The following is a 13,105-nucleotide window of genomic DNA, read 5'->3' on the forward strand; positions in this document are numbered from 1 at the left end:
GCGCTCTGGCGGGTCAAATGTTACACTCGGTGTACGTTTCCACAAGTGAACCGCCCATGACCCCGCCTCAAGGTCGTCGCGAACAACGCAAGGCCGAGACCCGACAAGCGATTTCGGACGTCGCCACCGAGCTGATCATCCGGCGTGGCTTCGAGGCCGTCTCCATGTCCGAAATCGCCGAAGCCGCGGGCGTCTCACGCAAGACGGTCTTCAACTACTTCGCCAGCAAGGAAGACCTGGTGTTCGATCGCGATGAGGAGGCGCGCATGCTGCTGCGCGAGGGCATGATGGCGCGCAGCGGCATGACCCCGCTGGCGGCCTTCCAGTCGCTGGTGCGCGAGTTGCTGGAGGCTGGCCATCCGCTGCTGCGCATCAATGCCGGCGCTGCCGCCTTCTGGGGCACCGTGGCGGAGAGCCCGGTACTGGTCGCGCACGCGCGACGGTTCCAGGCGCAGTTGACTGACGACCTGGCGCGATTGATGGCCGACGCTGCCGGCCGGCCAGAACATGACGCCGAAGCGCGATTGGGCGCGGCCATGCTGCTGGCGTCGATGGTGGCGGCCTATGAGAAGGGATTGGCAAGCCAACTGCAGGGCGAGGACCCCCGTGAGGCCATGCTGCAGCTGATCGTGCGTGGCGCCACCGGGGTACTGGTGGCCTTGGCGGGCACCCCGTATACGGACCCCGGCGCGCGTCCATAACGCATTCGGGGGATAGGTCACGAAGTGTTGCAAATGTTAATCTTTCTCATTTGCAGACACACCCCCTCTCCCGATGCCTTTTCCAATGCCCCTGCAACGCGCCTTGTGCCTGGCACTGACCCTGCCCCTGGCAACCCTTGCCCATGCTGTCGAGCCCTCCACGGCCGCGCCAAAGGACCTGGACAAGGTCGAAGTTCGCGGACGTGCACAGACCCTGTACCGGGTGGACGATGCTGCGGTCGGCACCCGCACGGATACACCGCTGGAGCTGGTCCCACAATCGATCCAGGTCATCCCGCGTGAACTGATCGACGATCAGGCCGCGCGTCAGGTGACCGACCTCTATCGCAGCATCAGCGGCATCAGCTACTTCAGCTATGCCGGGGTGACCCTGCGCGGCTTCCGCCAGGAGAACGTGCTGTATGACGGCCTGCGCGGCGACCCGTATGCAGGTTTCTCGGTCCCGCAGTTGTTCAACATCGAGCGCGTGGAAGTGCTGAAGGGACCGGCAGGTGCGCTGTATGGCGGTGGTGATGCAGGCGGCGTCATCAACTATGTAACCCGCAAACCGAAAGCCAGTGCCGGACGCAACATCGAGATCCAGCTGGGCGACAAGAACTTTCGTGCCGGATCGATCGAGGGTACCGGGCCGTTGAATGCCTCCGGCAACGTGCGCTATCGCGCCGGGCTGTATGCCGACAATGAAAAGGGCGTGCGCTGGAACACCGACAGCGAAAGCGTGATCGGCGACGCCTCGCTGGCCTTCGACATCGGCCAGACCGGCGAGCTGGTGCTGCAGTTCACCGACATCACCCAGAACCTCGGCGGCAACCGCCTGCGCGGCGTGCCGGTGAATGATGCGGGCACCTTCCTGACCGACCGCCGCTGGAACCACAACGAGGCCAGCGACTTCCTCGACATGCGCGCCAAAGTGGCGCTGGCGCAGTACCGCTTCGCACCACGTGACAATCTGGATGTGGACTTCGCCGCTCGCTGGTTCAGCAACAACGAGCACCAGATGTACCACGAGCCGATGGGCCTGATCGATCGTGACCGCGATGGCGTGGCCGAGTGGATGACCCGCCAGCTGCGCAACCAGATCCGCGACAACGAAGCATTCACTGCCAACGGCAATGCAGTCTGGCGGGTGACCACCGGCGCGGTTGAGCACAAGGTGTTGTTCGGTGCCGATGTGTACCAGCTGGATGCGGATTTCACTGCGCAGACCGCCAACAGCGCCGACCTTGCCCGTGGAGCGGGGCCGGTGCGCGGTATCGACCTGTTCAATCCCGTGTACGGCGCCAGTACCTGGCACGACTACAACCTGGCGGCCCTGCCCTGGCGCAGCACGTCCACCCGCAGCAAGCGCTATGGCGGCTATCTGCAGGACGAGCTGGCACTGGGCACACGCTGGCATGTGCTGGCCGGGCTGCGCTGGGATGGCTTCAAGGACGACGACCGCATTGCCGGCAGCAGTGTGGACGGCAACGACCTCAGCTGGCGGCTGGGCAGCACGTTCACCGTGCGCGAGGGCCTGAATGTCTACGCCAACGTGGCCAGTGGTTTCGTGCCGCAGAGTGCCGCCAACCAGAATCCGGCCGCTGGCGGACCGTTCGATGCCGAGCGCAGCAAGCAGTGGGAAGTGGGCATGAAGTCCCTGCTGGCCGACCGTGTGACCTTGAACATGGCCGCCTACCGGATCGACCGCAGCAATATCGTGCAGGCCACCGGCGAAGTGAACGGTGGCGTGAACCAGTTGGCCGCGCTGGGCCTGGTGCGCAGTACCGGCATGGAGCTTGACCTTCTGGCCGACCTCAGCGAGCGCTGGGTGCTGAATCTGACCTACGCCTACAACGATGCGCGGGTGAAGGATGCAGGCCCGAATGGCATCACCAACGCTTCCGGCGACCGATTCGCCAATGCGCCGCGCAACAAGCTGGGGCTGTGGACGCGCTACGACCTGCCGTCGATCAATTCGGCCATCGGCTTTGGTGCTGACCATGTAGGTGAGCGCGTCAGTCTGGACGGGCAGACGGTCAAGGCTTACACCGTGTTCGACATGAGCTGGAAGACCACATGGAAGCAGTGGCAGTTCCAGGCCAACGTCAAGAACCTGTTCGACAAGGTATATGCAGCCAGCGGTTTCATCGCGCGCAACGGGCATTTCCCGGGTGAGCCGCGGCGGGTGTACGTGCAGGCCGCTTACAGCTTCTGACGCAGGGCTGGGGGCGGTGATGATGGGGAGGTGGCAACCCACCTCCCCTGTGGGTGTCAGTGCGAGCAGGCCACCAGCATCGAGCGGGTGGCCATCTGGGTGGAAGTGAAGCCATTCTTGTTGCCCACCGCGATGGCGTTGCCGTCGTCGCCATCCTTGCTGAAGACTACATAGCCGCCTGGGCACATCTGTCCGGCCTTTTCGTAGCAGCCACTCCAGGAACTGGAGCCGCTGCAGTCGAAGGAGACGCCGCGCCGGCCATCAGGGGTAACGGTCATCTTCGCGGTGGTACAGCCACTCAACGCGGCCACGAGCAACAACGGAACGAACAACTTCATGGGTACTCCAGGGATTGGGGGGCAGCGAGTGGGCGCCAAGGCTGGAGTGCCTGGATTGCGCGAACCTTGCGCCGACAGCGTGTTTCCTGCGTCACCACAGCCGTGCGGAAGATCGGGAAGGCACGCCATGTTCACGCAATGTTCCTGTAATACGGTGCCGGCGCGTGCCGGACCGCCCTGCCACGCCCTTCCTGCCCAAGCCCTGCCGATGCACATCCTGCTGATCGAAGACGAAGCCGAACTGGCCGCCACCCTGAAATCCGCCCTGCAGCGCGAGCGCTACGTGGTGGACCTGGCCAACACGCTGGCACTGGCCCGCGAAGCGGCCCTGTGCGGTTCGCACGATCTGGTGCTGCTGGACCGCACCCTGCCCGACGGTGACGGGCTGGGATTGATTTCCCTGCTGCGTGAGCGCAACCCCGGGGTGCCGATCATCGTGCTGAGCGCGCTGGGGCAGCTACCGGACCGCATCGCCGGCCTGGATGAGGGAGCGGACGACTATCTGGCCAAGCCCTTCGCACTTGAGGAACTGTTCGCCCGCATCCGCGCTGCAGGGCGCCGGCCGAGCGGCATGCAGGTGGAACTGGTGAGCATTGGCCGGTTGGTGTTCGACCCGGCATCGGGTGAAGCCAGTGTGGGCGGGCAACGGCTTGAGCTGCCGCGCCGCGAGATCCGTGTGCTGACCGCGTTGGCCCGGCGGCTGGGGCGCACCGTGCTGCGCGAGTCGATTGAAATGGCGGTGTATGGATTCGATGACGGCATCCATTCCAACACACTCGACTCGCACGTCTCGCGCCTTCGCCGCAAGCTGGCCGATGCCGATGCAGGAGTGGAGATACACGCCATCCGCGGCGTCGGCTATCTGATGCGGGAAGCCAAGTAATGGCGCGCCGTCCCTCGCTGAAGCGCCCGTTGATCGTCAAGACGCTGATCTATCAGCTGCTGGCGTTGCTGGTGGCGTTCTTCGCGCTGCTGATGGTGCTGATACGTGCCGACAGCGGTGGCTACTACACCATCCAGACCTTCGCGCCGGTGGCGGCCGACGCGGTGCACCGCGACCGCAATGGCGACCTCTACGTGCAGAACACGCCGGAACTGGCCGAACTGCTGAAGGTGGTTCCCGGTGCATGGTTCATCGCCGAGGATGAGCACGGCCACCACGTTACGTTCGGGCCTGTGCCGCCGGCCTATGCCTCGCTGGTTGGCGCACTGGATGGCATCCCCTTTGGCGACCTGCGCGGGCGCGACCGCAGCGATGGCCTGGCCGTCGTGGTCCGCCAGCACAGCGGGCCGGCCGGCAAGCTGACCATCATGGCCCATGGCGAAACCGATACGCTGACCTGGCAGATGGCGTTGGCGGCACACATCATCACCCTGCCGATCTTCCTGCTGCTGGGCCTGGCCACCATCGTCCTGACACCGATCATCGTGAGACGAGCCTTGGCCGGGGTGGAGCGCATCGCCCAGGAAGCCCGCAACATCTCCGCCAGTCGGCGCGGTGTCCGCCTGACAGAAACCGCGGTGCCGGTGGAGATCGCTCCGTTGGTGACGGCGGTGAATGAAGCACTGGAGCGGCTGGACGAGGGGCACGAGCGGCAACGCCGCTTCATCGCCGCCGCCGCGCATGAGCTGCGCACCCCCATTGCGATTCTGAGGGTGAAGGTCGATGCGGCCGACGACGCCACCTCGCGCAACCTGGCCGTGGAAGTGGCACGGTTGGCGACGCTGGCAGAGCAGTTGCTGGATCTGCACCGCATGGACGAAGACGGGCCGAAGGAAACCATCAACCTGGCGCGGGTGGCCAAACGGGTGGCCGCCGATCTGGCGCCGCTGTTGATCCAGTCGGACAAGACCGTAGCCGTGGCGATGGAATCGCACTTCCCGGTGTTCGGCGAGATCGGCGCAGTGGAGCGGGTAATCTCCAACCTGGTGCTGAATGCTGCCGAACATGGCGGACGCCAGATCATCGTGCGCGTTCAGGGCAGCTGCCTGGAGGTCGAGGACGATGGCCCCGGCATACCGGTCGACCAGCGCGAACGGGTTTTCGAACCCTTCCAGCGGCTGCGGCCACGGCAGACAGGCGCAGGCCTGGGGTTGAACCTGGTGCGCCAGGTGATCGACCGCCACGGCGGCCACGTCACGATTCTGGATGCGCCTGGCGGTGGTGCATTGATCCGTGTTGAGTTTCCACTGCACCCGGGCGTGACCAGCGCGCCACCGCTGGAGCACTGAACACACCGCGTGCACCTGTGTAACTGGCACCTGTCCATGCGATGCCGGTAGCGAGGACAGGCAAGGTTGCGGCAATGTTCGCTGGACAGCATCGGGGTGTGGCACCTGCCGTGCCACCGCGTTCCGATCTGACAGGAAGCCTGCATGTGACCCAGGGAGTTCCGCCACCGTCCTCTTCCACGCGCACTGTGCCACCGCGGAATTCGCCGGGCCTTACCGCTGCCGCATGGAATCGCCACCCGCGCACTGGCCGCGCGCTCGGCCTGGAACATTGGCCGCATTGGCTGCGGGCGGTTCCCGAAACCGAGCGCGCAGGTGTATTGATGCGGCTGTTCGGCGCCCTGTTCCTGCTGCTGCCCGGCATTGCACTGGTCGCTTCAACGTATCGGCACGCGAGCGCAGCGGCGGCCGCTGCCGTGCTCCTGTTCGTTGCCGTGCATGCCGCGCTGCATGGGTTGGCGGCATGGCGCGCGGCAACCTCGCGCCCGATGCCACCACTGCTGCGCGCTCTGGATGATCATGCCGCTGGGATAATGATTGCCAGCGCGCTGTTGATCGCCATCGGTGCAGGAATGACGAAGCTGCCTGTTCCAACATTCTTCTGGTTGTTGGCCGGCGTGGTGAGTCAACTCTTCGCTGCGCGATTGTCAGGTCACCGGCTGCGCAACGCACTGCTGGTTCTCGGTAGCGCCCTGCAGTTCATCGCCGTAGCGTTGCTCGCCCTTCTTGCCGCACGCTGACACAGCGACAGCCCCGCAAGGTTCACGCAACCCAGCGCATCGAGACTCGACGGCCAACCCCGTCTGCCACGCCAGACGTGTGTCTCTTCTGCCACGAGGACCCGCGATGACCTGTCTCTACTGGATGCTGCGACGATGAGCGCCGCACCACGCAAGCGCCGCCGGACGCTCATGATTGCTGCCGCCCTGCTGTGCAGCGCGCTGATTCTGTTTGCATGGTTGCGGCCCGCACCACCTCCGCAACTGCAGGTTGCGCCGGTCGTTCGCGGCAGCATCGAACAGGTGGTGGAAGCCACTGGCACGCTGAAGCCCTCGCGACTGGTAAGCGTGGGCGCGCAGGTCTCCGGCCGCATCGACACCCTGCATGTGAAACTGGGCGACAAAGTGAAAGCCGGCGATCCCATCGCCGATATCGATTCGCGCACGCAGCGCAATGCATTGCTGAGCGCGCAGGCCGCACAGCGCACCGCGCGCGCCAACCGCGATGCACTGGCGACCGACCTGCGCCAGTTCGAGTTGACACTGCATCGGCAGCAGCAACTGGCTGCCGCGCAGCTGGTGGCCCGCGCCGACTTCGATGCAGCCAAGGCCAAGGTCGACGCCACCCGTGAACAGATCGCCGCGTTGGACGGTGAAGTTGCGCGTCGACAGACCGACGTCGATGTCGCGCAGACCAATCTGGAGTACACCCGCATCACCGCCCCCACCGACGGCACCGTACTGGCCGTGGTCGCGCGCCAGGGGCAGACCGTGAATGCGGTGCAGAGCGCACCGACCATCGTGATGCTGGGCAATCAGGACGTGATGACGGTGTACGCCGAGATCTCCGAGGCTGACGTCGTACACACCGCTGTTGGGCAGGAGGCGTTCTTCACCATTCTTGGTGATGCCGGTCGCCGCTACAGCAGCAGGCTTCGGGATATAGCGCCAGCACCGGAATCGATCACCAACGAAGACAGTTCCAGCCTCGCCGCACCGGCGGTGTCGGGTGGCAGCCGCACGGCCATGTACTACAACGGCCAGTTCGACGTGGGCAACGCCGATGGCCGCCTGCGCAGCTACATGACCGCGCAGGTTCGCATCGTGCTGGGCCGCGCCAACGACGTACTGACCATTCCCTCGGCCGCATTGGGTGCGCGCGCCGTCGATGGCAGCTACAGCGTGCAGGTCCGTGGTACCGACGGCCGCGCCAGCACGCGGCGCATCACCACCGGGCTGGATGACCAGATCCAGGTGGAAGTACGCGACGGGCTGAACGAAGGCGAACAGGTCGTGCTGGCGCAGGCCAACGTCGAAGCCACCAGCGCACCCGCTCAGCCCAAATGAGTACGACCATGACCGAGCCACTGCTGCGCGTTCGGGGCGTACGCCGTGAATTTGCCGCGGGCGAGCAGACACTGGTGGTACTCGACGGCATCGACCTGGATATTCACGCAGGTGAACTGGTGGCCATCGTAGGCCAATCCGGTTCGGGCAAGTCCACGCTGATGAACATCCTGGGTTGCCTGGATCGCCCTTCCGCCGGCGTCTATCAGATCGCCGGGCGCGAGACCGCGCAGATGTCGCCTGATGAACTGGCCGAACTGCGCCGCGAGCACTTCGGCTTCATCTTCCAGCGCTACCACCTGCTGACCGATCTGACTGCACTGAGCAATGTGGAGGTGCCTGCGATCTACGCCGGCATGCCCGCCGAAGCACGCCATGCACGGGCAGCCACCTTGCTGTCGCGGCTGGGTCTGGGCGAGCGCATGCAGCATCTCCCTGGCGAGCTCTCGGGCGGCCAGCAGCAACGCGTTTCGATTGCGCGTGCGCTGATGAATGGTGGCGCGGTGATCTTCGCCGACGAACCCACAGGTGCGCTGGATACGCATTCCGGCAAAGAGGTGATGAAGATACTCGGCGAGCTGCACGCCGAGGGCCATACCGTGGTGCTGGTCACGCATGACATGGCCGTGGCCGAGCATGCGCAGCGCATCATCGAAATCCGCGATGGGCGGATCGTGGATGATCGTGCAACCGGTACTGCTCTGGCAGCGGGCGTGGCGACGCCAGCCGCGCCCCAATCCGTGGGTAGCAGCGGCTGGCAGGTCTGGCGGGACCGGTTCGCTGAAGCCTTCCGCATGGCACTGCGCGCGATGAACGCCCACCGCATGCGCACCTTCCTGACCATGCTCGGAATCATCATCGGCATTGCTTCGGTCGTGGCGGTGGTAGCACTGGGCACCGGTGCACGGCAGGCCATCCTGTCCAACATCTCCTCGTTGGGTACCAACACCATCGAGATCTATCCCGGTTCCGGTTTTGGCGACCTGCACTCGGCGCGGGTGGAAACACTCACCCCCGGCGACAGCGTGGCCCTGGCCCGGCAGCCATTCGTGGACAGCGCCACCCCGGGTGTTGCCACCAGCGGCACCGCCCTGCGCGGCAGCCGCTCTGCCAGCGTGCAGGTGCAGGGCGTCAGCGAGCAGTACTTCCGCGTGCATGGCCTGAAGCTCGGCGAGGGCGCCTTCTTCGGTCCACCCGGCGTGGCCGGCTACCAGCAGGTGGTGGTGATCGACGCCAATACCCGCGCACGCTTCTTCGCCGCGATCGACAACCCGATCGGGCAGACCCTGCTGCTGGGCAATGTTCCGGTGCGCGTGGTGGGTGTGGTGAAGAAGGACGCCGGTGCGGCCGGTGATGCATCGCTGCTGCGGGTATGGCTGCCCTACACCACCGCAATGGCGCGCGTGCTGGGGCAGAGCCACGTCTCCAGCATCACCGTGCGCGTCTCGGATGCGATCAGCATGGAAGCGGCTGAGCAGGCCATCGCGCGACTGCTGACTCGCCGCCACGGCAGCACCGATTTCTACATGAGCAACAACGCGCAGATCCGTATATCCATTGAACAGACCACCGGCATCCTGACCATGATGATCAGCTCCATCGCTGCCATCGCACTGGTGGTAGGCGGAATCGGGGTCATGAACATCATGCTGGTCTCGGTGACCGAGCGAACCCGCGAGATCGGCGTGCGCATGGCGGTGGGCGCGCGACGCAGCGACATCCTGCAGCAGTTCCTGATCGAATCGGTGCTGGTCTGCCTGCTCGGTGGCGTGCTCGGCATCGGCGTGGCGCTGGCGCTGGGCGCGGTGATGGAGCTGGCCGATGCGGGCTTCAGCCTGGTGTTCTCCGTCAATTCGATTCTGGCTGCATTCGTGTGTTCCAGCCTGATCGGCGTTGGTTTCGGCTTCCTGCCGGCACGCCGTGCCGCACAGCTGGATCCTGTGGAGGCGCTGGTTCGATAGCCGCTGCAATTGCTCGCCCTGACGGCAGGTTCGCGCAATGTCTGCAGGGTGTACTACGGCTACCAACGATGTCCGCACAGGAGCTGGACGATGTTTCTGAAGACAGGAAGAACCGCGCTGATTCTGGCGGTCGCTGCGCAGCTGGTGTTGATGCCGTACGCCGGCGACGCCCATGCGCAGCGTGGCGACCGCTACAACCCGCAGTGGAACCAGGACTACCGCGATCGGGAGCGCGATGCATGGGAACGGCGCGAACGTGAGCGGAATCATGAGCGCGAACGCGAGCGCCGGCACGATGCCAAGACCGCCGGTGTCGTGGTGGGCGTGGTAGGTGCAGCGGTGGTGGCCGGCGTGATTGCCGCTGCCGCCAAACGCGAGCGCGAGACCCGCGAGCGCGCCAACTATTGCATGAACCGCTACGGCAACTACGACCGCCGCAACGACACCTATCGCGGCTCCGACGGCTACACCTATCCCTGCCGCTGATCTGCAATTTTCAAGGAGAATCCCCCATGACCAGGATCACTCTGTTGATCGCCCTGTGCACTGCCCCGTTGCTGGCCCAGGCCTCACCGACCGACCCGAAGCAGGCCTACATCGACGCCACATTCACCGCCATGGATGCCAACAACGACGGACGCGTCGAGAAGACAGAGTACGCGACATTTCAGCAGGAACGTTTCAGCAAGCAGGCCGATTCCATCGACGCCGCGTTTTCCGCGATGGACAGGAACAAAGACGGCAGGATCAGCAAGGAGGAAGCCAACGTGGTGCCGGAGATCGCGAAGTACTTCGCGGGCCTGGACACCGATGGTGATGGCTATCTGTCGCTGAAGGAAATGCAACAGGCCATGGTTGCCGCTCAGACTGCAGACGCACCAACAAAGTAAATCCAGGGCGGGGCGCTGAAGATGGATACCCATCCGGGGCTCGGTGCGGGTTGAATACACCCTCTTCCCACGTTAGCCTCCGAGGTGCCCAAGGAGGGCTATCAACGGAGTGAAGCATGAAGATTGGATTCAAGCTGTCTGTTGCTATTGCGGCTGCTGCACTGACCCTGGGAATCGGCAGTGCCTCCGCGCAGTCCCGCTGTACCCCGTGCTACACCGCCTACGAGGCCTGCCTCGCAGCGGGCAATGGCGAGAAGGTGTGCTACCCGGCTTTTGCCCGCTGCCTGCGGAACAGCGGCTGCACCATCCCGTAAGTCACGCACTGCCGTGATGTGTGCCGGCCCCCATTGCGGGGGCTGGCATTGGCTGCCAGGCGCTGCCCCTTGCTACTGAAGAGGTTCCATACGCGTGGGCGGAGTGATTTCATCCCATCCGCATCGCGTTATTTTCGCGCGCCTGCACTTCGATATCCTGCTGGTGTTGCCCGGCGGTCTGCTGCCGCTCCAGACTGGCGGCTTCCATCTGCTGCAACGACTGTGCAACCGGCGTATGCACTGCTACATCTGTGGGCATTGAAACGCGCAGGTGGGCGGGATCGTTCATCTCGCCCTGCACCACGAACACGTTCCGCCCTGCGGGAGTGTCGGCCGTCTGGGCGCTCAGCAGCACGTGATCGGCGCGTTCAAGCTGGTTGCGGCGGGCCAAGGCCATCACGCTCGCCACAAGACGCTCGCTGTTCTCATCGTGGGTACGCCCGGCGCTGGCATCGATCGCGGCAACGCCTTCGCGCACCTGCTGCATCAGTGCGTACTCCCGATGGCCTGGGCCGATGTCCGCCAGGCGGGTCGGCGCCTGTGAGGGATCCGGCACGTCGTCCGCCGCTGCGGTCAGCGGGCTGCGGGTAATGGTCCGATACGGGTCGTCCGGGTGGAACTGGGTACGTTTTTCCTGGCGTTCCAGACGAACCTCGCGCGCGTCGTTGAGTTCAGCGATACGGGCGGGATCGGTGATCTCGCGCAGCGACATGTGACCGCCGCCCGCATTGACGCTTGCCCATTTTCTGTCCGCTTCGAAGTACATCGCGTAATAGCTGTTGCCACCGATGATGTTCGGATCGACCGCCGAGCGCCCTTCCAGGGCCTGGGTGGCTTCCAGCACACTCAACCGGGTCAGGTACTGGCCGCCCTTCGTCCATCCCATCTGGCTGATGGCATCGACGCTGGTGTTGCCTACGCGGGGGCCTCCGGCGTAGTCGTTGTTGAGCATGTTGGTCCAGATCTGTTCCAGCTTCTCGGGGCCGCTCTTCTGCTCCGCCGCCTGCAGCAGCACGCGCGGCGTCCAGCAGTTGGGATCGAGCTCATGCCGTTCAAATGCCCGGTCGTGGGCCAGCATCACATCCTTGCCGGGAAGATTCAGTGCCAGGTCTGGGCGGCGTTCGTTCATCCACTGCCGCCGCAGTTCAAGATCTCTTTCGAGCAGGGTCTGCCCGAAGGACTCCCATTGCCGCTCGGTCAACTGTGCATTCGAGAAACGGGATCCCTCTTCCTGCTGGGTCTTCGCGTAGCTCTGTGCATAGCTGTTCGCTACGCGCCCCGGCAGGCTGTCATTGCGTACAACACCCAGCGCCAGTGTCCCGTACCCATCGGCGCCCGGCAGCTGCGACAGGTAGTTCCAGTAAAGCTCGCGGTTGCCATCTCTGGCATAGCTGCCAAGGATTCTGAGATCGTGTTCGGTCAATCCACTCATGCCTTACCCCTTCTCTTCCCTGAACCACCGATCACTTGGACCGGGTGCGCGCGATGACATCCCTGACGGCCTCTTCCATACGCTTCCAGTCCTTCAGAAACGCTCTCTTGTAGTCCAGGCTGATGGACAGCCTGTTGTCGATGTCCACGAAATAGTGAACGCAGCCCGCTGCCACTTCTCCCGGCTCGCTGATCACCTCGCCCCCCTCCAACCGCACGCCATCGCGTCGGAATTCCTCGCCGTCACATTTGATGAACGATCTGATCCGGCCATCGCCCTGGCGTGCGATGTACCAGTCTCTCTCATAGGCCGGATTGCGGACAGGCGGCTTCCCGTACCGCGCCTCATGCTTCTTCGCGTACAACACCATCTTCGCTTCATCGATTGCATAGGGCGTCAGACCCAAGGTCTCCGGCTGTGCAACGCGTTGATCGAGACGGTCCCTGGGATCCTCCCTTTCCACAGAGCCCTCCTCCGTGATGGCTTCATTTGACGACAGCCTTGAGAGCAGTGTTTCGACGGGAACCCGATCAACGTAGTTGATCCGAATGGGAATCTCCTTCCGGAAATCATTCGTACGTGGGTTCGCCCGGGCGCCCGGCGGCGTCGGCTTCATGTCCGGCCATTCGATGACCAGGGTCACACCTTCTCCGGGCCACGGTGCGATCTGGCTGTCCAGATAATTGGCCGGAATGCGGAAGGTATTCGGCCCGAGCTTCACGTCCACGGGCGCATCGGTATAGGTGTGGCCGTTGATCGTGCGGCCGGTCTGGGTTGCGCCGGACATGGCGGGATTCCTTTCGTGTTCGTTGGACGGTGGCCGCGCACATGCGCCGGCACTCACTGCAACGGCAAGTGCAAGCGTCAGACACCGGCTGGGAGACATCACGTGCATGGGCATTCCATTGCAGGGTTCCAGCGCCACTATAGGGAACCGGGTGTCAACGGAACAGGAA

General features: G+C 64.3%; 13 protein-coding genes. 10 read left to right on the plus strand and 3 right to left on the minus strand.

Going from position 1 to position 13,105, the window contains the following annotated elements; all coding sequences use genetic code 11:
* Positions 1 to 56: 56 nt before the first annotated feature.
* On the plus strand, positions 57 to 701 hold the full coding sequence (locus tag ACZLHH_RS14240; protein WP_180845087.1) for a TetR/AcrR family transcriptional regulator: 645 nt from the start codon (positions 57 to 59) through the stop codon (positions 699 to 701).
* A 73-nt stretch (positions 702 to 774) separates the two neighbouring features.
* Positions 775 to 2,916, plus strand: coding sequence for a TonB-dependent siderophore receptor (locus ACZLHH_RS14245; protein WP_180845088.1), 2,142 nt, complete (start codon positions 775 to 777; stop codon positions 2,914 to 2,916).
* A gap of 56 nt (positions 2,917 to 2,972) precedes the next feature.
* Here the strand turns inward: ACZLHH_RS14245 and ACZLHH_RS14250 are convergent, their stop codons facing one another.
* Complete coding sequence (locus tag ACZLHH_RS14250) at positions 2,973 to 3,254, minus strand: hypothetical protein (RefSeq protein ID WP_180845089.1); 282 nt, start codon at positions 3,252 to 3,254, stop codon at positions 2,973 to 2,975.
* Between the two features lie 208 nt (positions 3,255 to 3,462).
* Here ACZLHH_RS14250 and ACZLHH_RS14255 point away from each other — a divergent pair, with 208 nt between their 5' ends.
* The 8 genes from ACZLHH_RS14255 to ACZLHH_RS14290 all read left to right on the plus strand — a co-directional run bounded on the left by ACZLHH_RS14255 (position 3,463) and on the right by ACZLHH_RS14290 (position 10,717).
* The gene (locus ACZLHH_RS14255) at positions 3,463 to 4,137 is read left to right on the plus strand and encodes a response regulator transcription factor (protein WP_049398287.1); all 675 of its coding nucleotides are present in this window, start codon (positions 3,463 to 3,465) and stop codon (positions 4,135 to 4,137) included.
* Positions 4,137 to 5,486, plus strand: a complete 1,350-nt coding sequence (locus ACZLHH_RS14260; RefSeq protein ID WP_180845090.1) for a sensor histidine kinase — start codon at positions 4,137 to 4,139, stop codon at positions 5,484 to 5,486. The genes ACZLHH_RS14255 and ACZLHH_RS14260 overlap by 1 nt, the downstream gene beginning before the upstream one ends.
* Positions 5,487 to 5,809: 323 nt before the next feature.
* Complete coding sequence (locus ACZLHH_RS14265) at positions 5,810 to 6,226, plus strand: hypothetical protein (protein ID WP_180845091.1); 417 nt, start codon at positions 5,810 to 5,812, stop codon at positions 6,224 to 6,226.
* Between the two features lie 135 nt (positions 6,227 to 6,361).
* Positions 6,362 to 7,552 carry an efflux RND transporter periplasmic adaptor subunit gene (locus tag ACZLHH_RS14270; protein ID WP_180845092.1) on the plus strand — a complete coding sequence of 397 codons (1,191 nt, stop codon included), beginning with the start codon at positions 6,362 to 6,364 and terminating at the stop codon, positions 7,550 to 7,552.
* Positions 7,549 to 9,513, plus strand: a complete 1,965-nt coding sequence (locus tag ACZLHH_RS14275; protein WP_180845093.1) for a MacB family efflux pump subunit — start codon at positions 7,549 to 7,551, stop codon at positions 9,511 to 9,513. The genes ACZLHH_RS14270 and ACZLHH_RS14275 overlap by 4 nt, the downstream gene beginning before the upstream one ends.
* Before the next feature lie 90 nt (positions 9,514 to 9,603).
* Positions 9,604 to 9,999 carry a hypothetical protein gene (locus tag ACZLHH_RS14280; protein WP_180845094.1) on the plus strand — a complete coding sequence of 132 codons (396 nt, stop codon included), beginning with the start codon at positions 9,604 to 9,606 and terminating at the stop codon, positions 9,997 to 9,999.
* Between the two features lie 26 nt (positions 10,000 to 10,025).
* The gene (locus ACZLHH_RS14285) at positions 10,026 to 10,403 is read left to right on the plus strand and encodes an EF-hand domain-containing protein (protein ID WP_180845095.1); all 378 of its coding nucleotides are present in this window, start codon (positions 10,026 to 10,028) and stop codon (positions 10,401 to 10,403) included.
* Positions 10,404 to 10,519: 116 nt separating this feature from the next.
* Positions 10,520 to 10,717 (plus strand): hypothetical protein, encoded by a 198-nt coding sequence (locus ACZLHH_RS14290; RefSeq protein ID WP_032128612.1) that lies wholly within the window; start codon positions 10,520 to 10,522, stop codon positions 10,715 to 10,717.
* A gap of 109 nt (positions 10,718 to 10,826) precedes the next feature.
* Here ACZLHH_RS14290 and ACZLHH_RS14295 read toward each other — a convergent pair whose 3' ends face one another.
* Positions 10,827 to 12,149 (minus strand): Smlt3024 family type IV secretion system effector, encoded by a 1,323-nt coding sequence (locus tag ACZLHH_RS14295; RefSeq protein ID WP_180845096.1) that lies wholly within the window; start codon positions 12,147 to 12,149, stop codon positions 10,827 to 10,829.
* A 31-nt stretch (positions 12,150 to 12,180) separates the two neighbouring features.
* Entirely contained in the window at positions 12,181 to 13,044 is an 864-nt protein-coding gene (locus ACZLHH_RS14300; protein WP_180845097.1) for a Smlt3025 familytype IV secretion system inhibitor, read from the minus strand.
* Positions 13,045 to 13,105: the final 61 nt, after the last annotated feature.

It is taken from the genome of Stenotrophomonas sp. 28608_Sma, assembly GCF_056486185.1.

Coding starts and splice junctions, on each gene's coding strand:
- ACZLHH_RS14255 (WP_049398287.1), top strand. CDS start 3,463: ATGCACATCCTGCTGATCGAAGACGAAGCCGAACTGGCCGCCACCCTG.
- ACZLHH_RS14295 (WP_180845096.1), bottom strand. CDS start 12,149: ATGAGTGGATTGACCGAACACGATCTCAGAATCCTTGGCAGCTATGCC.
- ACZLHH_RS14270 (WP_180845092.1), top strand. CDS start 6,362: ATGAGCGCCGCACCACGCAAGCGCCGCCGGACGCTCATGATTGCTGCC.
- ACZLHH_RS14300 (WP_180845097.1), bottom strand. CDS start 13,044: ATGCACGTGATGTCTCCCAGCCGGTGTCTGACGCTTGCACTTGCCGTT.
- ACZLHH_RS14285 (WP_180845095.1), top strand. CDS start 10,026: ATGACCAGGATCACTCTGTTGATCGCCCTGTGCACTGCCCCGTTGCTG.
- ACZLHH_RS14280 (WP_180845094.1), top strand. CDS start 9,604: ATGTTTCTGAAGACAGGAAGAACCGCGCTGATTCTGGCGGTCGCTGCG.
- ACZLHH_RS14260 (WP_180845090.1), top strand. CDS start 4,137: ATGGCGCGCCGTCCCTCGCTGAAGCGCCCGTTGATCGTCAAGACGCTG.
- ACZLHH_RS14240 (WP_180845087.1), top strand. CDS start 57: ATGACCCCGCCTCAAGGTCGTCGCGAACAACGCAAGGCCGAGACCCGA.
- ACZLHH_RS14245 (WP_180845088.1), top strand. CDS start 775: ATGCCTTTTCCAATGCCCCTGCAACGCGCCTTGTGCCTGGCACTGACC.
- ACZLHH_RS14290 (WP_032128612.1), top strand. CDS start 10,520: ATGAAGATTGGATTCAAGCTGTCTGTTGCTATTGCGGCTGCTGCACTG.
- ACZLHH_RS14275 (WP_180845093.1), top strand. CDS start 7,549: ATGAGTACGACCATGACCGAGCCACTGCTGCGCGTTCGGGGCGTACGC.
- ACZLHH_RS14265 (WP_180845091.1), top strand. CDS start 5,810: ATGCGGCTGTTCGGCGCCCTGTTCCTGCTGCTGCCCGGCATTGCACTG.
- ACZLHH_RS14250 (WP_180845089.1), bottom strand. CDS start 3,254: ATGAAGTTGTTCGTTCCGTTGTTGCTCGTGGCCGCGTTGAGTGGCTGT.